This window comes from Spiroplasma endosymbiont of Tiphia femorata, assembly GCF_964020225.1.
Classification (GTDB): domain Bacteria; phylum Bacillota_I; class Bacilli_A; order Mycoplasmatales; family VBWQ01; genus Spiroplasma_E.
The window spans coordinates 400,683-421,528 of the sequence record NZ_OZ026544.1 but is presented as its reverse complement, the minus strand read 5'-3'; the positions used below and the strand labels follow the sequence as shown (position 1 = coordinate 421,528).

Annotated in this window: 23 protein-coding genes; 1 reads left to right on the top strand and 22 read right to left on the bottom strand. The window is 24.9% G+C overall.

The window, feature by feature from the left end:
* The 21 genes from AACK83_RS02480 to parE form a co-directional block, all read right to left on the bottom strand.
* Nucleotides 1-261 carry a hypothetical protein gene (locus tag AACK83_RS02480; RefSeq protein ID WP_338956747.1) on the bottom strand — a complete coding sequence of 87 codons (261 nt, stop codon included), beginning with the start codon at nt 259-261 and terminating at the stop codon, nt 1-3.
* A gap of 34 nt (nt 262-295) precedes the next feature.
* Complete coding sequence (locus tag AACK83_RS02475; RefSeq protein WP_338959231.1) at nt 296-496, bottom strand: hypothetical protein; 201 nt, start codon at nt 494-496, stop codon at nt 296-298.
* A gap of 1 nt (nt 497) precedes the next feature.
* The gene (locus AACK83_RS02470; protein ID WP_338956656.1) at nt 498-686 is read right to left on the bottom strand and encodes a hypothetical protein; all 189 of its coding nucleotides are present in this window, start codon (nt 684-686) and stop codon (nt 498-500) included.
* Nucleotides 686-811, bottom strand: a complete 126-nt coding sequence (locus AACK83_RS02465) for a hypothetical protein (protein WP_338956654.1) — start codon at nt 809-811, stop codon at nt 686-688. Before AACK83_RS02465 ends, AACK83_RS02470 begins: the two co-directional genes overlap by 1 nt.
* 1 nt (nt 812) lies before the next feature.
* Nucleotides 813-1,670: a hypothetical protein gene (locus AACK83_RS02460; RefSeq protein ID WP_338959229.1), complete on the bottom strand. Its 858-nt coding sequence runs from the start codon at nt 1,668-1,670 to the stop codon at nt 813-815.
* A gap of 114 nt (nt 1,671-1,784) precedes the next feature.
* A complete protein-coding gene (locus AACK83_RS02455; protein ID WP_338959227.1) occupies nt 1,785-1,979 on the bottom strand; it encodes a hypothetical protein in 195 nt (64 codons plus the stop codon).
* 49 nt (nt 1,980-2,028) lie between these two features.
* Nucleotides 2,029-2,316, bottom strand: a complete 288-nt coding sequence (locus tag AACK83_RS02450; RefSeq protein WP_338956649.1) for a hypothetical protein — start codon at nt 2,314-2,316, stop codon at nt 2,029-2,031.
* Nucleotides 2,317-2,531: 215 nt separating this feature from the next.
* Complete coding sequence (locus tag AACK83_RS02445; RefSeq protein ID WP_338956648.1) at nt 2,532-2,912, bottom strand: hypothetical protein; 381 nt, start codon at nt 2,910-2,912, stop codon at nt 2,532-2,534.
* A gap of 4 nt (nt 2,913-2,916) precedes the next feature.
* Nucleotides 2,917-3,144 carry a hypothetical protein gene (locus AACK83_RS02440; RefSeq protein WP_338956646.1) on the bottom strand — a complete coding sequence of 76 codons (228 nt, stop codon included), beginning with the start codon at nt 3,142-3,144 and terminating at the stop codon, nt 2,917-2,919.
* 51 nt (nt 3,145-3,195) lie between these two features.
* Entirely contained in the window at nt 3,196-3,978 is a 783-nt protein-coding gene (locus AACK83_RS02435) for a rolling circle replication-associated protein (RefSeq protein WP_338959224.1), read from the bottom strand.
* Between the two features lie 347 nt (nt 3,979-4,325).
* On the bottom strand, nt 4,326-4,730 hold the full coding sequence (nusB, locus tag AACK83_RS02430; protein WP_338959222.1) for a transcription antitermination factor NusB: 405 nt from the start codon (nt 4,728-4,730) through the stop codon (nt 4,326-4,328).
* Entirely contained in the window at nt 4,696-5,064 is a 369-nt protein-coding gene (locus tag AACK83_RS02425; protein WP_338959220.1) for a hypothetical protein, read from the bottom strand. The genes nusB and AACK83_RS02425 overlap by 35 nt, the downstream gene beginning before the upstream one ends.
* A 14-nt stretch (nt 5,065-5,078) precedes the next feature.
* Nucleotides 5,079-5,642 carry an elongation factor P gene (gene efp, locus AACK83_RS02420; protein ID WP_174481165.1) on the bottom strand — a complete coding sequence of 188 codons (564 nt, stop codon included), beginning with the start codon at nt 5,640-5,642 and terminating at the stop codon, nt 5,079-5,081.
* Nucleotides 5,643-5,644: 2 nt separating this feature from the next.
* Nucleotides 5,645-6,721: a M24 family metallopeptidase gene (locus AACK83_RS02415; protein ID WP_252320433.1), complete on the bottom strand. Its 1,077-nt coding sequence runs from the start codon at nt 6,719-6,721 to the stop codon at nt 5,645-5,647.
* An 83-nt stretch (nt 6,722-6,804) separates the two neighbouring features.
* A complete protein-coding gene (gene rpmG / locus AACK83_RS02410; protein WP_174481164.1) occupies nt 6,805-6,954 on the bottom strand; it encodes a 50S ribosomal protein L33 in 150 nt (49 codons plus the stop codon).
* A gap of 173 nt (nt 6,955-7,127) precedes the next feature.
* Nucleotides 7,128-8,264 carry a hypothetical protein gene (locus AACK83_RS02405; protein WP_338959207.1) on the bottom strand — a complete coding sequence of 379 codons (1,137 nt, stop codon included), beginning with the start codon at nt 8,262-8,264 and terminating at the stop codon, nt 7,128-7,130.
* Nucleotides 8,265-8,719: 455 nt separating this feature from the next.
* Nucleotides 8,720-9,547, bottom strand: coding sequence for a formate/nitrite transporter family protein (locus AACK83_RS02400; RefSeq protein WP_338959204.1), 828 nt, complete (start codon nt 9,545-9,547; stop codon nt 8,720-8,722).
* A gap of 20 nt (nt 9,548-9,567) precedes the next feature.
* Complete coding sequence (locus AACK83_RS02395) at nt 9,568-10,518, bottom strand: L-lactate dehydrogenase (protein ID WP_252320496.1); 951 nt, start codon at nt 10,516-10,518, stop codon at nt 9,568-9,570.
* Nucleotides 10,519-10,718: 200 nt separating this feature from the next.
* Nucleotides 10,719-12,158, bottom strand: a complete 1,440-nt coding sequence (locus tag AACK83_RS02390) for an NADP-dependent glyceraldehyde-3-phosphate dehydrogenase (protein WP_338959202.1) — start codon at nt 12,156-12,158, stop codon at nt 10,719-10,721.
* Between the two features lie 159 nt (nt 12,159-12,317).
* The gene (gene parC / locus AACK83_RS02385; protein ID WP_338959200.1) at nt 12,318-14,831 is read right to left on the bottom strand and encodes a DNA topoisomerase IV subunit A; all 2,514 of its coding nucleotides are present in this window, start codon (nt 14,829-14,831) and stop codon (nt 12,318-12,320) included.
* 20 nt (nt 14,832-14,851) lie between these two features.
* The gene (gene parE / locus AACK83_RS02380; RefSeq protein WP_338959197.1) at nt 14,852-16,774 is read right to left on the bottom strand and encodes a DNA topoisomerase IV subunit B; all 1,923 of its coding nucleotides are present in this window, start codon (nt 16,772-16,774) and stop codon (nt 14,852-14,854) included.
* Nucleotides 16,775-17,129: 355 nt separating this feature from the next.
* Here parE and AACK83_RS02375 point away from each other — a divergent pair, with 355 nt between their 5' ends.
* Nucleotides 17,130-18,314, top strand: a complete 1,185-nt coding sequence (locus AACK83_RS02375) for an ankyrin repeat domain-containing protein (protein WP_338959194.1) — start codon at nt 17,130-17,132, stop codon at nt 18,312-18,314.
* 682 nt (nt 18,315-18,996) lie between these two features.
* Here AACK83_RS02375 and uvrC read toward each other — a convergent pair.
* Nucleotides 18,997-20,766: an excinuclease ABC subunit UvrC gene (uvrC, locus tag AACK83_RS02370; RefSeq protein WP_338959193.1), complete on the bottom strand. Its 1,770-nt coding sequence runs from the start codon at nt 20,764-20,766 to the stop codon at nt 18,997-18,999.
* Between the last annotated feature and the right edge of the window lie 80 nt (nt 20,767-20,846).

Genomic DNA, 20,846 nt, shown 5'->3' with positions numbered 1-20,846 from the left:
CTATATAATTTTTAATAATTTTAAAATTAATGAAAAAGTAAAAAGTACTAAAATAATTGCTAATAATGGTGCTGGCATAGAAACTATTTGTTGTGAACTATCACCAAAAATAAAACTTTTAATAACCAAAGATAAATTATGTAAACCAGAAAAATCAGTAATATAACTTTGTAAAATATTTTGAACAATATTATTTAAAGAAGGTAAAAGTTTACCTAATAAAGGAAAAACAAAAATTATTGCAAAAAATAATTTAATCATAACTATTACCTCCTAAAAATAACTTTAATTTTTTCTATCTAAATCCACGAATAATATGTCCTATAAATTCTTTAATAAATACTAAAACCATCATAAATATTGGAATTAATACCGGTCAATTTGTCATAATTGAGTCACCAGCAAACACTCAATTAAATACATAACTAAAAGAACTTAATAATTGTTGGCCAATACCTCCAATCATATTTAATAGTGCGGTTAAACCTGCGGGCATTCTAATCACCTCCCTCCTCTAATTCTTTTCTTGCTCTTTCTTTACGTTTTTGTTCTTTACAATAACAACAATCTGGGTCAATTACATTATGCTTTTTATGTTTAAATTTTCAAATTATCTTTTTAATAGTACCCTTAAAAGCCCAAGAAGTACCAAGCACAGCCAATATCACAACTATTCATTTAACCATTATTTTTTACCTCCTAAAAAATTATCAAAACTCATATTTTCACTTAATCTTTGTTCAAAATTTCTCTTTGCTTTTTTCTTATGTAACTTTTGTCTTGGCATATTTTTTCATTTATCTTTTTTCATTTTAAACACCACCTAATGTATAAGCATAAGAATAATCCCAGTTTAAACTTGCTCTATCTAAATTAATCTCCGACATATTATCATCATTTAAATCAACTTCAACCATACCGTCATCTGTACTTTGATAATCATTAACACTGTTATTAATTATTCTTGCTCTTTCATCAGTAAATACTTCTTGTAATTCAGTATTATTATGTGTACTTCCCAAAGGTAACAATAAAGTATTTATAATCTCACTTGCTCCAGCAATAATCGTAGGAATAGCAAAATAATTATTAAAATCATTATTAATACCCATAGCAACACCACTACTAATCAAACAACCACCAGTACCCATATTCGCTATTTTTCTTATATTTTGAAATCTATTAGGTATTAATTCAGTTAAACCACTAATAATATTCGCTATACCAAAACTATTTAAAGATATATAAGTATCTCAATCTACAAAAGGTTTATCAATTACTGGTTTAGGAGTTGGTATTGGAGTAGGAATTGGTGGCTCAGTAGGACAAGGTGGCCAAAAACAAGGTTCATCTCTTAATAAAGAAACTGACTTATCTACATACTGAACAAACTTAGCATAATTTATTAAACCAATTGTTCCTAAACCTAAAAATATTTTTTTATAACTATTAATAGCTTTATTTCTAGTAGTTGGTCTTTGATTAATATTCCATATATCAATTCCTAACTTTTTACTAAATAACAAAGAATTAATACTTCCTAAAATTGGGTCTTTTAAATATTGACCATAATAAGCACTAACTCCTACCATAGCACTTAATGGACTTAATCCAGTTCTTAATATTTTAGTTAAAGTATAATTACTAGTTTGTTCTAACTCATTAGGCATAAATAAAACTCCTTACTTATTTAATAAGGAGCATATTTATACTAATTTGTATAACATGGGAGCAAAGTACACAAAAAAGTATATATATATATATATATGCTCCCTATTTAGTTTTTAATTCTCTTTTTGTTGTAATTGTTCTTTTTGTTTAACCAAAGCAATATCTAATATGCAATTTGGACAGTAATATTTTCCAGTATATAAATTTTGTAAAACTCTTTTAGGACAAATAACTTGGTCACAAAGTTTACATATATACATTGCTAAATGAAAATGTTGTTCACAAGCACAATTATTAATTTTTGACATAACTTAAATCCTTTAAATAATTATTTAACAATTACCCTATAATAAATAACTATTTAGTTTTTAAATTATGTATGTCAATAATTTTTGCTTCTCATGTTATTTCAACATCATAATAAGAACCAAGACTTAAATTCATTTTAGAAAGTTTAATAAATAATTCACTATCATGTAAAACCCATTTATCCTTAGATTTTTCACCAGTTGATATTTTAATACCTTTATCAGTAACATAAAACGGCGAAAAAGTAAGTACATCATAATTTTTGGACTTACCACTTTTTTCATCTTTAATTACTTCATTACTTCTAATTTTTGTCAATTGACAAAGAAAATACATTTTAACCTCCACAGATTAGACTAATAATAGCCAGATTAATAATGCGAGTAACGAGTAATAAACATTATTATTTATAATATAACATAAAAAAATAAAAAAACAACAAAAAAAGCAAAAACATAAAGTTAAATCTGTGGTAAAACTTTACATCTTTGCTATTAACCATTATATATATATATATATATACATACAAGTGATTTTATAAAAATAATATTTTATTTTAAAGCAACTATTGCTAATATTATTGACAAAATAGATAAAACTAAAAATAATAAATCTTTTACAAATGAAAAGATTATTTTCGTTTTTTTCTTTTCTAAATATTTTGTTTTTAAAATTAATTTTGGTATTTGAATAATAGTTGAACAATAATTATTTAAAAATATACCTAAGTTATACTTATTATCAGAATAAATAAAATTTATAAAACTTGAATAATTTATTTCAAGTGCTTCTAACTTCAATAATTTATTTTTCTTATATTTTTGAAATTTATTTGCTACTTCATTATATAATTTATCTATTTCATCAAAAGCATCTTTTATATTTTTAATTTCAAATATATTTTGATTAAATTTTTCATCATTATTTAACATTAAGTTATATTCTTTTTTTAAGAAATACATTAATTTTTATTAATGCTTTTCTAAATTTAAGTTCTAAACTAGAATATGTAAGATAAATATTATCATTAATGAAACATAGAAATAAAAATAATTTTCATATTTCTAAATCATTACTTTTAGGTGCAACTAAGTTTACTTCTTTATAATCACATTTTGGTTTATAAGCATTATCTAAAAAATATTTTAAATTCTCATTAGACATAAAAATAATCAACTCTTTACAATTTTTCATAAATTATATCAAAATATTTCACTAATGTAAAATTCTTGGTATACCTTTAATAGCATTTCTAAAACGAATACTATCAATTGAAACATATTCATTATAATCTTTAAAATTATCGCCAAAAACAGTAGTATCAAAACTACCACCAAAAAGTATAGTACGACCTAAATTATCAATTTTCTTTTTAAAAAATTGTGTATGTAAGGCATTTACAGAAGCGTCAATTAAACGTTGATATAACATTATTTTTTGACCTTTAATTACTTTTGGATTAGAGCAATTACGAGAAAAAGCATAAGCACGCACACCTAAATCATATTGATTTTGAGATTTTATATCATTTTGCACTTTTACAACATATTTACTTAAATACTTAACTATATTTTCATTAGTACCTTTTTGAACAAATTTTACATCATTAAAACCAAATGGTCATCATTGAGGTAACATACTTTTATGTATTTTTCTATTAAATAGAATATGAAAATGAATAGCACCGCGTTTTTGATATTCATAAACATACATATATTTTAATTCACCTAAATATTTAGCACGTTTAGGGTCATTTCATCAACGTTTCAAACGTTTAAAGAATATAGCAATATCATGTTTTGCTTTATTAATATCTTGCATATTATCTTTATAAGTTAAAGTAACAAAACTTAAAACATTTGAATTATAAAAATTATGATATGCTTTATGTATTAATTTTGTTTTAGTACGAATAGTAGAATTACGCAACTTTTTATCATTAATACCTAAATTTTTAATACCTTGTCCATTACGTTTATTATTTAATATAGCACTCATAGGTAAAACTATATTTTTAACATAAGCACCATAATATACTTTTTTAATATAAAATTCTCTTGCATATATAAAACTCCACAGATTTTTTAATAATTTTATATACTTTAATAACAAAATAATCATAACATAAAAAACAAAATAATTAATAAATTATCTTGCGGTGAATTGTGTTACTTAATAAGTATAATATACTTTATTTTTTTATTTTTTAACTATTAATTTTAAAAAAATAGTTATATTGAACAAAAATATTGGATTATAAAATAAAAAATTATCTTTAAAATAATATAATATATTTATATTAGAAATATAGTTATTAACTAAATTCAATCATATACTAGTTATAATTACTTATTTATTTTATCTAAAACACCATTAATGTATTTATAAGCATCATTTGGACAATAAGCTTTAGTTATAATAATAGCTTCATTAATAATAATTTTTTTATCTGTTTTAGTATGGACAATTTCATACACTGCTAAAATTAAAATTGCTTGTTCAATTGGTTTTAAATTTTCAAAATCTCATCCTTGTTTTAAATTATTATTGATTAAATCTATTAAATCATATTCATAATCAATTATTTTATTTAATATCTCACATTGTTCAGTAATTAAACTCTTACCTTCTTCTTCAAAAAGAAATTGTTTAAACGATTGTTGTGATTGGCCTTCAAGGAAATATTGATATAATACTTCCATCATGCCAATTCTTTTATGATGCTGGGTTATCTTCTTTTGTTCTTGCATTGTTGATTTCTACTTCCTTAGTTTGAGCAATAAATATTATATGAATATTTAATAAAAATAAATTTAAAGCTGATTCAGTACGTCTTAAAATTAAATTATTAATTTTATTTTTTAAATTTACTAAATCTTCATTTGGATTAACAATTAATTTTATTCGCACAACAATATTATTATTAATAGCAGTAATATCATTTGTTTCTAACATTAGAACTTCAACATCTTCTAATGTTAATTGATAGTTATCATTAATTAATAACATATAAATAAATTTTTTAATAATTAACGAAGATAATTTTAATGTTCCAACTTTACTTTCTTCAATAAGTATTTCCATAATATTCACCTTTCTTAAGCGCGAGTTTTGTATTTCCCTTCATCTGTACTTACTACAATTTTATCACCATTATTAATAAACATTGGTACTTGTAATTGTAAACCAGTTTCTAAAATAGCTGTTTTTGTTGTATTAGAAACACTATTTCCCTTTACTCCTGGTGGAGCATCAACAACCGCTAATACTACCGAAGGAGGTAAATCAATACCTAATATTTCTAAATTTTTATAAACCCTTAATGATACTTCATTACCAGGAACTAAAAATTTTTTTTCTCATGATAAGCGTGATTGATCAATCCTAATTTCATTATAATCTTCATTATCCATAAAAACTGAATACATACCATCATCATAACTATAAATTGCTGGTCGTTTATCAATAATAGCTGGATAAACTGTATCACCACCAGTAAAAGTAATACTAATAATAGCTTGTGTTCTTAAATTTTTTGCTTTTACTTTCACATGCGCTTGTCCACGTCCACTTTTAGAATGTGCTGATTCAATAACTATTAAAATATCAGTTTTATTATGTAAAAAAGTAATTCCTGGTTTAAAATCATTAACGTTAATCATTTTTATTTTTTCTCCTTTCAAATATCAATTTCACGAGATGATTTTGTTAAAATTTGATAACCATCTTTGGTAACTAAAATATCATCTTCAATTCTAACACCACCTAAATTAGGAATATAAATACCTGGTTCAACAGTAATAACCATTCCCGGAACTAAAATAGTAGATTCATTTTTAATAACTCAAGGTGATTCATGAATTTCAATACCAAGTCCATGACCAGTACCATGAGTAAAATATTGTTCATAACCCTTTTCTTTAATATATTCTCTACAAATCTTATCAATTTCACCAATAGCTATACCCGGCTTTACAGCCTTAATTCCTGCCATTTGTGCTGACTTAACTATTTCATGAATTTCAATTAATTTTGGATTAACTTTACCAATCGCAAAAGTTCTAGTCATATCTGAACAAAAACCTTCATATACACAACCAAAGTCACAAGTAATTAACTCATTATTGCCAATTTTTTTATTACTAGCTTTACCATGAGGCATTGCTCCTCTTTCTCCAGAAGCAACAATAGTATCAAATGATGCTTTTGTTGCACCATTTTTAACAAATGAACGTAATATTATATCTTCAACATCTTTTTCACTAACACCAGGTCGGATAAAGTTTAAAACTTCATTAAAAGCCAAATCACCAATAGCACAAGCTTTTGCAATTCGTGCAATTTCGATTTCATCTTTAATCATTCTTAGTGAACTAACATAAATTGGAACAAATTCAATATCTTTAATTTCTTGCTTTCAACTTTCTAATTGAGCAATAGTAATATATTCTGCTTCAAAACCAATTTTTTTAATTTTTTGTGATTTTAATAAATCTTTCAATGAAGAAAAAATATTACTAAATTGAATGCATTTAACATTTTTGGCATTTTCTTTTCCCTCAGTAATATATCTTCCATCTAATAATAAATTTGCATCATTTTTGCTAATCAATAAATAACCTAACGTTGAAATAAAATCACTATATCAAAAGCGATTTTCGGGAGAATAAAATAACATAGCATCTATTTTATTTTTGGTTAATATTGTTTCAATAATTTCTTTTTTATTTAAATTTTTCATTTTAAATTCAATCCTTTTAATAAATCATTAATTAATAACTAAGTATATTGTACTGCAAATTAAAGAAAAGAAATAAGTAAAACTTATTTCTTTTCTTTATGTAGTGTATGTTGATTACAACGAGAACAATGTTTTTTTGTTTCTAATTTTTCAGGCTTAGTTTTTTTATTACGATCAGCAATATAATTTTCTTCTTTGCAAACTTCACATCTTAAAGTTAATCCATCACGCATTGTGCGCCTCCTTAATAATAATTGAGTTATATACAATACAATATTATTGCATAATTAAATAGTTAGTTCAATTAAATAAAGGAATTATTTTTAAACTTCCTTATATGAAAAAATGTTACTAATATTAAAAATAAAAAATATCAGTAACTAGGTAATTATTTAAATAATATTATTTAAAACACTTGATATCAATATAAGTCATCAGTTTTATACTGTGTAAAAATACTAACTGTTTTATTATATCTATTAATTTCGCCATTCATTCCATCAGGAATACTTTTAGTATTAACTTCTAAATTCTCAATTTTGTTTATATTTGCATCAATATTAAGAACATAATTTGTATTATTTAATGTTTTAACGAAAAAATTAGTTGAAGATTTACCCTTATTTTCTTGATTATTTAATAATTTTATTTCACTTATTTCATTAGTTAAATTTATTGTTTTTAATACAACTAATTCATTTTCAGAATTAAGATTTCTCTCAATTATTCTAACTGTCATTTTTTGTTGTCGATCAAATAAAAGTAATAATTGACTATTAATATTCAATAAATCATAATCATCAGAAATTTCAAAATTATATTTTCCTTTAATAACTTGACCTGATGAATCAATAATTTGAATATTTTTACTATCTTCTTTTAAAATATATGTTTTACTATTTAATCTAATAATATCAATTCCATAAAGATCTAATTCAGAATATGTATTACTTACATAATCATAAATTAATACTTGATTATTATCATCTTTAATTACTCAAACTTCCCTATTAGTTTTAAAAAAATATTTTGCTGTTCACGATAATTTATTAATAGTAAAATCGGAATTACTTATTAAAAGACTATAGTCTCCATTATCTGACTTAATAATAACTTCATCATCACGAATATAGTTAATTTCTTTTATTGTATGAAATAAAGAAACAAATTTTAATGGCATTAATTTTTGATCTTTTACTTCTCCAAGAGTAAGTATAGTGTGATTTAAAATTTTTGTTTCAATTAAAAATTTTGTATTACTAATTGCTGTTACCTTGCCATAAAGATTAAATTCTTTAAATATTTCTATTTTTAATGAAGTTAAAACACCATTAGAAGTTAATAAATACAGGTTTTTGGTAGATTTTTCTGTTAAAATTCCGTAATTTCCTCCTTGACCATTAGTGAATTCAGTGAATCTTACATGATCAGGATTAGAAATTTCTTGAAACTTCTTATCTTTATCTAAAAATCATAATTGATTTCCATTAATCACTAAACCAAGATTATTATTAAAAAAATAAAATTTACCTTTTTTATTCAAATTAATTAAAGAAATATCATCTTTATTTTGTTGAAGATTACATTTTAAATCTTGTAACTGATTAGCATTCGTACCTATTTATTAGTATTTAAAATACTACTTAAACTGCTAACAGTTGTTGCAAGTGTTAAAACACTTAATGTTTTTAATAATGCTTTCATGATGAAAACCCCCTTTTTCCCCATTAACTTCTTAAATTTAAGAAGTTAATTACATTTTAATTTTCAAAAAAAATAAATGCAATAAAAAATTAATATTAAAGTATTCTAATCTATTTTCTAAAAAATATTTTTTATCAAAACCATTCTCCTTTTTAAAATCTTTAATTTGACAAATTTTAAAATATGCTTATCAAATAACTTCTATTTACAATTAATTTATTTTCATAAAATTAATAAATCCATTACTTAAAACTAAAGTAATGGATTAATTTTTATATTAAACTAATAATATATTTATAATGTTATTTTTGGTAATTCTTTTCTAAAGATTAAATAATACATACCAGGTAATAAAATACCACCACCAATAAAATTACCAAATAAGGTTGGAAGTTGTACTTGATAACCAAATTGTAAAAAGTCATTAAATCCACTATGAATTCCATAAATATTAAACAAAGGTCCTAATCCTCAAGCATAAGAATTTGCTACAACGTGAGAAAAACCAGATAAGGCAAAAACCATAATTACTAATCCTATTAATAAAAATTTAGCAGTAGATGAACGAGTGGCATGAGAAATATAAACACTTCCTGCTACTAAAAAATTACATAATATACCACTAAAAAAGGCTTTTCATCAAGACATTACTAATTTATGATTAAAAATACTAACAGCATTATCCAAAAAAGCTTGATTATCAAAAAATCCTGCTCATCATGTAAATAATGAAAGAATAAAACAACCTATAAAATTACCAATTAATACTACTAGTAAGTTAATTAACATTCTTGTTAACTTAACTTGTTTTTTTATTAATGGCATAAATATCATGGAATTAGAAGTAAAAAGTTCACCACCCATAAAGACAATCATAGTAATTGCTAAAGTAAAAATAAAACCAAATGTTAAATTTTTAATACCATTATCACTTAATCCTCTACTACCAAAAATAGCCGCAATATAAGCAATACCAACAAAAAGTCCGGCCGCAATACCCATTAAAAAAGTTTTTAATAACGGACTTTGTGCTTTCTTTAATGCATACTTATAAACAGCAATATAAGTTTCAATACTTGTTAATGTTTCTTCATTATTCATATTTTCTACACTTGTATTCACGAATAAACTACTCCTATCTTTTATTTAATAGCAGCAAAAGCTGTTTCTAAAGTTTCTTTAATAATTGCACAAGATTTATCAAATGCCGTTTGCTCTTCTTTCGTTAATGGTAACTGAACTACTCTTTTTCAACCTTTTTCGTAAAGTATTGTTGGTACACCAATATAAAAACCTTGCTGTCCATATTCTCCTTGTAAATAAGCACCCGCTACTAAAACGTGATTTTGTCCTTCAAGGATATTTCTTACTAATAATGCCAATGCTGCACCAATACCATAAAAAGTTGCGCGTTTTAATTTAATAATTTTATAAGCTCTTTGTGCTACTTCTTTTCTTAATTCTTCTAAATCTTTTTCTTTAATTCTACCTTCAGTAATTTGTTGATAAATAGTTTTATTACCTACCGAAACCGAACTTCAAGGAATCATTGAAGAATCACCATGTTCACCAATTACATAAGCAGCAACTGACTTTGGATTAACTGCAATTTTTTCTCCAATTAAATATTGTAAACGTAAGGTATCTAAAATTGTACCAGAACCTAATACTTGATGATAATCAAATTGTGTAATTTTTTGATAAACAGTTGTCATTATATCAACAGGATTAGATGCAATAATAGTAACACCTTTAAATCCTGATTTTTTAATTTCTAAAGCAATGCTCTTCATAATTTTGGCATTATCTGCTACCATATTTAATCTTGTTTCACCATCTTTTTGTGGTCTTCCAGCAGTAATAACAATAATATCAGCATCTTTACAATCACTGTAATTTCCAGCCTTAATTGAAATAAAAGGATGATCTAAAGCTGCTTGACAATCAGCAAAATCAATCGCATTACCTTCAGCTATACCTTCAAAAGCATCAATTAATACATATTCTTGGGCTAAACCTTGATTAATGGCACTGTAAATAAAACTACTACCAACAGCTCCACATCCAACAAGGACAATTTTTCGTTTTGCCATATTTACCTCCATATTTTTTGCATTTCATGTAACAGTACTTTATCCTCGGCACTATTTTAATAACTTACTTTTTAAAATAAAAGTTACAATGATATGTAATATTTTTATTATGCTTTTTATATAAGAATGTTAAAAAAATAAAAATCTAATTAACAAGGACAAAAATTTATTACATTTTTATCTTACCACTATTTTTTCTTTTAAATTTTTGTTTTTCAATTAATAACAATCCCTTTTGGTCTAGTAAAAGCAAGTAACGAAGGACGAATACCTTGTACGCCAAGACCTGAATCCTTAACACCAACAAAAGAAAAGTGATCGGGACCACGTTGTGACTGATCATTAATATTAACACTTCCAACTTCTAATAATTTACCAATACTCATTGCACTATTAATATTAGTAGTAAAAACAGAAGCTTGTAAACCATATTGTGAATTATTTGTAATATTAATTGCTTCTTTTACTTCATCAAAAATAATAATTGGCAACAATGGTGCAAAAGGTTCTTCTCATGCTAAATTCATTTTTGTTGTTACGTCAGTAATAATAGTTGGTCACATTAAATTTTCTTTAAATTTATTACCAATTAAACAATTGGCTCCTTTATCTAAAGCATCTTTAATTAATTTTTTAGCATTATCAACTGTTGGTTGATCAATAACAGGAGTAATATCACAATCATCTGTGGGCAAACCAACAGTTAATTTTTCAACTTTTTCTTTTAAAATTGGAATTAATTTGCTACTAATTGTTCTTTGTACTAACAGTCTCTTAATAGCAGTACATCGTTGTCCTGAATAACTAAATGCACCTTTAATGATTTTGGTTGCTGTATCTTCAAGATCAGCATCATTAAGCACTATTGCTGGATCTTTACCTCCTAATTCTAAAATCAAATCAGCTTTTAAAGATTTCTGTGAAATACGATTACCAACAACAGCACTACCAGTAAAAGAAATAACATTAATTGCTTCATTTTCAACTAAACTATCACCAATTTCACTACCTTTACCACTTATAGCATTAAAAACACCATTAGGAATGTTAGCTTCTTTGGCTAATTTAGCTAAGTGTAATCCCACCAATGATCCTTGTGTTGCAGGTTTAAAAACAACACTATTACCGGTCACAAGTGCTGGAAATATTTTAGAGACTGATAAATTTATCGGATAATTAAAAGGGGAAATAGCAAGAACAATTCCTTTTGGTACGTATTCAAAAATAGCTAATTTGTTCATACTTCCTCAACTATCACCTGTATAAGATTCAGGATGAAGACGTAATGCTTCTTGTAAAGTATATTCAATATATTCAACTGTTCTATCAATTTCACTGCAAGCCGCTTTTGTGCCTTTAGCAATTTCATTGGTCATTAATTCAGCAAGTATTAATTTATCGCGAATAATTAATTGTTTTCAAGAATTTAAAAAAGAAATTCTTTTTAAAATAGGCATTTGTTCTCAATTTTTTTGAGCAAATTTTGCAAATTCATATACTTTTTTAATTTCAACTTTAGTTAAGGCAGGAACTTGGCCTGCTATTTTATTAGTAGTGGGGTTAATAACTGATATTCAATTACCATTTTCATACAACTCACCATTAATTAGAGATTGATATTTAATAATATTATTTGTCATCTATACTTCCTCCTTAAATCACTACTATAATAATTATAGCATTGATATAAGTCCTATCCTATTCACTCTTAACTAAAATTATTATTTAAATTTATATTATGAAAATCAAAAAAACTAATTCTTTAAAAAAGTTCATAATTTTCAATAAAAAAGTTTATTTTAAATACCATTGTTGCTTTCTTTTGTATTAAAATTTTCTGATATTGATGATATATCAGCATCAATAACATCAGTTTTTAAATCAATCACTAAATTATTACCACCAGCAATAATATCATCAGCAACTACTTTGCCAGTTCCTTCATTTACCTTGCTAAGATTAATGTCACTTGCTTTAATCACTAATCATTTTTCTTTTTTCGTTAATATATTAATAAAAGATGTTGCTGGTGATAAGAAGGTTTTAATAATACTAATACTTTTACTTTTAGGAACTTTTATTACTTTATTACCTTTTGTTGTTCGTGAAGTTTGTTCAATAGTATTGAATAACATTCGTTTAATTGTTCCAACTGATGTTAACATTGCATAAATATCATTACTATTACCACAAGCCATTCCTACCACTTCATCTTCTTCAGAATTAATTTTCAAAGCTTTAACACCTGTTGCAGTTTTAGTTAATAATGGAACTTTCGTTTCTAAATATTTTAAAGTCATACCCTTGCGAGTACTAATAACAATAAAATCATGACCGGTAGTACTATTAACACTAATAACACTATCGTTCTCTTTTAACTTAACATATTTGGCGGTTTTATTAAATCTAGTAGTTGCTAACTCTAAAAGTGGCATTCTTTTAATTAAACCATATCTAGTAGCGACTACTATATTTACATTTGGCTGTTCAAAACTATTAACTTGCGCAACACTAATAATTTTTTCATTTCCTTCAAGTTTACATAACGTATTAACATGAATACCATTATCTTTTCATTTATTTTCTTCTAATTTAAAAATTGGTATTAAAAAATAATTACCTTTATTTGTAAAAAATAATAAATTATTAAAATTATTGAACATTGCTCCACCAATAATAACATCATTTGGCTTACGTCCAAAATCTTGATAATCAAGATTTTGTAAAAATACTTTACTACTTATTACCTTAATTCAACCATCATAACTAATACTAACAAATACATTTTCTTGTCGCAATGTTGCTTTTTCATCAATTGTAATTTCAGAAATTTCACCTTGAATTTGTGATTTTCTTAATCCAGAAAAATGAGAATTAATTTGTTCTAACTCAGTAATAATAACTTGACGTAGTGAATTTTCATTATTAAGAATTTCTTGTAAAACAATAATTTTACTTTCAATATCTGCTTTTTCTAAAACTAATGATTGAATATCAGTAGCAGTTAAACGATATAAACGCAATTGTACAATTGCTTCTGCTTGAATATCAGTAAAATTAAAAGCTGATATTAAATTTAATTTTGCTTGCATACGGTCAGTTGATGTTCTAATAATTTTAATTACTTTATCAACTTCACTTAATGCAATAACTAAACCATTAACAATCTCTAATCTTCGTTCTAATTGTGCTAAGTCATATTGTGAACGCTTAGTAACAACATCAATTTGATGATTAATATAAAAATCTAACATATTAATTAAACTCATTTGTACTGGTTTTTTGTTAGCGATTGCTACTAAATTAAAGTTATAATAAATTTGTAAATTGGTATTTTTAAATAAATAATTTAAAATTTCTTGCGGTTTACTATCTTCTACTAAATCAATAACTATTCGTAAACCAAAACGATCCGTTTCATCACGTACTTCTTTAATACCATGAATTTTTGCTAATGTTTTAACATCATCAATTTTTTTAATCAAATCTTGTTTAATAACTTCAAATGGAATTTCGGTAATAATTATTTGTGGAATTTCACCTTCATTATTAATATGAGTTTTAGCACGAATTGCAATTCGCCCTTTACCAGAACGATAAGCTTCTTTAATACCTTTAATACCTTGAATAATTCCTCCGGTTGGAAAGTCAGGACCCTTAATAACACGCATTAATTCGCTTAAATTACATTGTGGATTATTAATTCTCATGACAATTGCATTAATTACTTCTTGTAAATTATGAGGTGGAATATTAGTTGCCATTCCAACAGCAATTCCAGAAGCACCATTTACTAATAAATTTGGAAAATAGGCAGGTAAAACTGTTGGTTCTGTTTCTGATTCATCAAAATTTTTAATTAAACTAACAGTATTTTTCTTAATATCCTTCAATAATAATTCTGAAATTAATGATAAACGCGCTTCTGTATATCGCATCGCAGCAGGATTATCACCATCAATTGAACCTTTATTACCATGCATTTGTACTAATGGTCATGCTACCTTTCACTCTTGTGCCATTCTACACATAGCAGCATAAACCGCTGTATCACCATGAGGATGATATTTACCAATTACTTCTCCAACAACACGAGCTGCTTTTTTATATGCTTTATCATTGGTTAAACCCAAATCATTCATAGCATGCAAAATTCGACGTTGAACTGGTTTCAAACCATCACGGATATCGGGCAATGCTCGTTCTAAAATAATATATTTGGCATATCGACCAAAACGTTCTGCAACAATATCATCAATAGGATAAGATAAAATTTGTTCATTATTTTGTTGAATCTCTTCTTTACTATTCATAACTTATAAACTCCTTTTTCTTAATAATCACTAGCTTCAAAAGAAATATTTTCTTCAATTCATTTTCGTCTTTTTTCTGGTTTATCACCCATTAATATTTGAATTTCTGTTTCTGCTGATAGAGCATCCTCAATAGTAATTTTAATTAATTGACGGACATTTGGATCCATAGTTGTTTCTCATAATTGTTCAGCATTCATTTCTCCTAAACCTTTATAACGTTGCAGGTCATATTTACCTTTAATTGTTTCAACTTTATCTTTTAATTCTAACTCATTTCAAACATATACATGTTTCTCTTGCTCTTCTTCTTTAAAAGAAATTTTAAATAAAGGCGGTAATGCAATATAAATATTACCCGAAGTAATTAAATCTCGCATATAACGATAGAAAAAAGTTAGTAATAAAATTTGAATATGGGCACCATCAGTATCGGCATCAGTCATAATAATGACTTTATTATAATTACAATTTTCAATACTAAATTCGTTACCAACACCAGCACCAATCGCATTAATAATCATACTAATTTCCTCATTATTAAAAAGATCAATTACTTTAGTTTTTTCGGCATTAATTACTTTTCCTTTTAACGGTAATATCGCTTGGAACTTACGATCACGACCTGACTTGGCACTGCCACCAGCGGAATCTCCTTCCACTAAAAATAATTCATTAATGTTAGGATTTTTACTTTGTGCAGGCACCAATTTACCTACTAAAAATTTTTGCGTATCTTTACTTTTATTACGCAATGATTCGCGTTCTTTTCTTAAAGCATTACGAATATCACGAGCCTTAATGGCTTTATCAATAATTTTTTTAGCAGCATCACTATTTTCGTGAAGTCAAAATGAAAATCTTTCATTAACAATATTATCAACAACAATTCTTGCTTCGGGCGTTCCTAATTTACCTTTTGTTTGACCTTCATATTGAATTAAATTTTCAGGAATACGCAACGAAACAATAGCAACCAAACCTTCTCGCAAATCATTACCTTCTAAATTTTTATCTTTTGCTTTTAATAATTCTTGTTTTCTTGCATATTCATTAATAGCTTTCGTTAAACCACTTTTAAAACCAACTAAATGACTTCCACCATCAACAGTTTTAACATTATTAGCAAACCCTACTAACGTTTCACTATAATCTTCAGTATATTGTAATACAATTTCAACGTCAATATTATTTTGTTTACCTTTTAAACTAACAATTGGTGATAAATTTTTTTTATCTTTATTTAAATATTGCATGAAAGCAACTAAGCCATTTTCATAATGAAAAGTTTCTTCAGTACCTGTCCTCTTATCAATTAATTGAATACTTAAATCATTAATTAAAAAAGCACTTTCACGTAAATGTTGTTCAAATAAATGAACATTTCAATCACAACCTAGAAAAACACGATGAAAATCAGGTAAAAATTGTACCCTAGTTCCTGTTTTATAAGTGCTACCAATCATTTTTAAACTTTGATCAATCTTACCACCATTTTTAAATTTAATTTCATGAATTTTTTTATCACGATGAATAGTAACAATCATTCAATTACTTAAAGCATTTACTACTGAAGCACCAACACCATGTAAACCACCCGAGGTTTTATAACTATTAGTGTCAAATTTTCCACCAGCATGTAAAACCGTATAAATAACTTCGGGAGTACTTTTTTTTGAAGCATGCATACCAGTTGGAACACCACGACCATTGTCTTCAACAGTAACTGACTTATCAAAATTAATAGTAACAACAATACTAGTACAAAAGCCAGCTAATGCTTCATCAATACCATTATCAACAATTTCTCAAACTAGATGATGAAGACCACGATTATCAGTAGAACCAATATACATTCCAGGTCTTTTTCTAACTGCTTCTAGACCTTCTAAAATTTGAATTGATGATTCATTATAAACACTGCTTTTTGGTTTATTTGCCATGAAAAAAACTCCTTACTACAATTTATTTCATTTTCATTTTATCATATATTTATTTATTTAAAGATAATGTCGATAAAAGAACTAAATCAATTTTATAATTTAAAGTTAAAGGTTTCTATACAAAATTTAATATAATACATTTAAAATAAATATTTATCTAATAATTTTTAATTATTAATAAAACAGTTATAAAATAAATATAAAAAAACTATTAACTTTTAATTAATTTAAAAGTTAATATTTGAATCATAAAAAAAATAAATATAATAATCTTATAAAGATTATAGAATTTTATCGCTTATTTATTTTAATATTTACAAAGTAAATGGGTTTTTATTGTTAAAGGAGTAAAAAAATGAATGACGATTTAAATGAAAAATTAATAAATAGTGCTTGAAATGGTGATTTAGATACAATTAATATTTTACTGACAAATAATGGTGCTGATGTTAATTATTTAACTATAAATAATTTTAGTGCTTTAACACTAGCCGCCTGAAATGGACACTTAAATATCGTTAAAACTTTACTAGAAAATGGTGCTAATATCAATCATGCTAATATATTTGGTAATACTGCTTTATTATTAGCTGCTGAAAATAATCATATTGAAATAGTTAATACACTAATAGAAAATAACGCTAATATTAATCATGAAAATAATGGTAATGAAACTGCTTTATTATTAGCTGCTAAAAATGGACACTTAAATATCGTTAATGTATTAATAACACATAATGCCAATGTTAATCATATAAATGAAGATAATGATGAAACCGCTTTAATCTTAGCCGCCAGAAACGGACACCATGAAATCATTAATCTCTTAATCGATAATTTTGCTAATATTAATCATGAAAATCGTTATGGTGATACAGCTTTAATATGAGCCGTTAGAAACGGACACTTAAATATTGTTAATAGCTTAATAATGCAACATAATATTAATATTAATCATGAAAATATAGAAGGTTACACTGCTTTCAAGTGAGCCGCCAGAAACGGATATTTAGATATAGCTAATGTTATAATAGCGCATAATGCTAATGCTGATCATACAAATCAAATAAATAATAATGCTTTAGTATGAAGCGCGCGAAATGGTTATCTAAATATAGTTAATAGTTTAATAGTACATAATACCAATATTAATTATGTAAATGAAAAAGGTGATACAGCTTTAATATGAAGTACTTGAAAAGGTTATTTGGAAATAGTTAACACTTTACTAACAAAAAATGTTAATGTTAATTATTCAGATCAATCTGGTTATAGTCCTTTAATGATAGCTGCTGAAAATGGTTTTTTAGAAATTACTAATGCTTTAATAGAAAATAACGCTAATCTTAATTATGCAAATCAAAATGGTAATACAGCTTTAATGATGGCCAATAAAAATAACCATATAAAAATAGCATGAATAATCGAGCAAATAAATCAACTAAATCAACTAAAAGCAGAAAATTTAATAAATGCTAAAGAAATGATACTAAACATTAATAAGGCTTTAAATGAACAACTAAAAAAACTAATGAAATAAAAGATAATCAAAATGATAATGAAATTTGAAAAAATAATCAAGAAGAAATTATTGAAATCATTGATAACTATGAACATAATTTAAATCAAAAACTTAAAAATATTAATTCAGAACTTAATAATCATTCTCTAAAAAAAGATTTTATTAATATTATCAAGTTTGGAAAAGAAAATTATTCATTATTACATATAGCAGTATTAAATGATTGACAAAAATTAGTAACTTATTTAATAAATGAATGACCAGTTGATATTGATTATAAAGATAATTCAGGAAATTCGGCATGAAATCATGCTTGTATGTTATTACAATCAAAAAATACTTTGACTATTAAAAAAGAACATCAATTAACTTATAAAAATAAAGTATTTATAAAACAATTAATTCCTTCATCTACAAATTGAAATCCAATTGAAAAAAAGAAATTAATAAAAATGCCAGTGAAAATAGAAAAAAAATTATTGACTATTATATGCCAAAAGATAAAAATAGTATTGAAAGTTGAGAACATATTAGTAGTATCGATTTACAAATGCAAAATTCTTTCACAAACGAAAGCAATACCTTAAAATTTTCAATATCTTAAAACATTAAGATATTTTTTATCTAATTTTTGATATTTTTACATTAGTAACTTAGATAAATATCTTATTTACGTTATTATTTATTTCTTAATAATATATTATTCAAAACTATGTAATTCTTTTCATAGTTTTTCTAAAATTACTTTTGATTTAACTAATGATGAAAGTTCTGTTTTTGTAGCATTTTGCAATAATTGTCAAGTTGGAAATTGCTGTAATATTTTATTTTGTAATTGTAAACCAATTCCTGGTACTGATGATAAAACACTACTTATCATTGATTGACTTCGTTTTGTTTTATGATATTTAATTGCATAATTATGAACTTGATCTTGTAATTTACTCAAAAATAAAAAACAAGCATCAGTTTTAGGAATATTAATAATTTGCATTTTATCATTTATAATTTTATCAGTTTGATGTTTTTTATTTTTAACTAATCCAATAATAGGAATTGTTAAGTTTAATAATGTTAGTTGTTCTAATGTAGCACTAATTTGTGGTTTTCCACCATCAACAATAATTAAATCAGGAAGTGGCAATTTATTAATAACTAAGTGATGATATCTACGATAAATCATTTCACAAAAACGATGATAATCATCAATAATTTTTGGATCTAATAAAAATTTGCGATAATCATTAAAACTAGGATTACCATTCTTATAAACAATCATACCGCCAACACTAGCACTTTGTTGAAGATTAGAAACATCAAAAACCTCTAAATGATTTAAATTAGGAATTTTTAATCATTGTGATAATACTTTCATCATATTTAACGGTGCATTAAATTGATTAGTTTGTAAATAATTATTTCATGCGTAAATGGCATTGGTTTTTGCCAATGTTAAAATATGTTCTTTTGTTCCTTTAATTGGATTAATAAATTTTATTTGTGGAAATAATAATTTTAATTGTTTTAAATCAATATTTGATGGTAAATATATTTCATTTGGCAATGTATTTTTACTATATAGTTGTTGACAATAATTACGAATTAAATCTTGAATTTCTAAGTAATTATTTTGAACTATTTGTTCATCTTTAGCTTGCAATTTACCATTACGATAAAATAAAGTAATTAAAACAACCATTTCATCTTCAATTAAAAAATTAATAAAATCGCGATTTCCATAATCTTGAAACTCAACAACTTGTTGTGATAAAAATAAATCTATTTTTAATAACAAAATTTTAATACGATTAGCATTTTCAAATTGTAAGTTTTCAACACTAATATTCATATTATTAATTAATATTTTTTTAACAGCAGTAACATTCCCTTTGAAAAATTGATCAATTTTACTAATCATATCTTCATAATAAGTAATAGGTACCGATTTAAAACAAGCACCAGAACATTGCTGTAAATGATAATATAAACAAGGTTTACCAAGATTACCAGCACATTTTCGTAATGGAAAAATTCGTTCCAATAACTTTAAAATTTCACGCGCACCAGTACCATCGGGAAATGGTCCATAATAATGTCCCTCTTTTTTAGTAGCACTACGTACATAACGATATTGTGGATCACGATTATTAGTAATTTGAATATAAGGATATTTTTTATCATCTGCTAACAAAATATTATATTTAGGATGATGTTTTTTAATCAATGTTTGTTCTAAAATTAAAGCCTCTTTTTCATTAGATGTCGTAATGTATTCAACATCATGAATATCATTAACTAATAACATTGTTTTAAAATTACTGGCTTTATTTAAATATGAAGTTACTCGTTTTTTTAATGAATTAGCTTTACCAACATAAATTAAATTATTATGTATATCTTTAAATAAATAACATCCAGCAATATTAGGTAAAAGTTTAATTTTCATTTGTAGTAAAGATTTTTCTGCCATTAGTTCACCTAAATTTATTAACAAATTAAAAGATACTTTGATTTTAACATTAATATAATGTTTTATCCTAAAGTAAATTC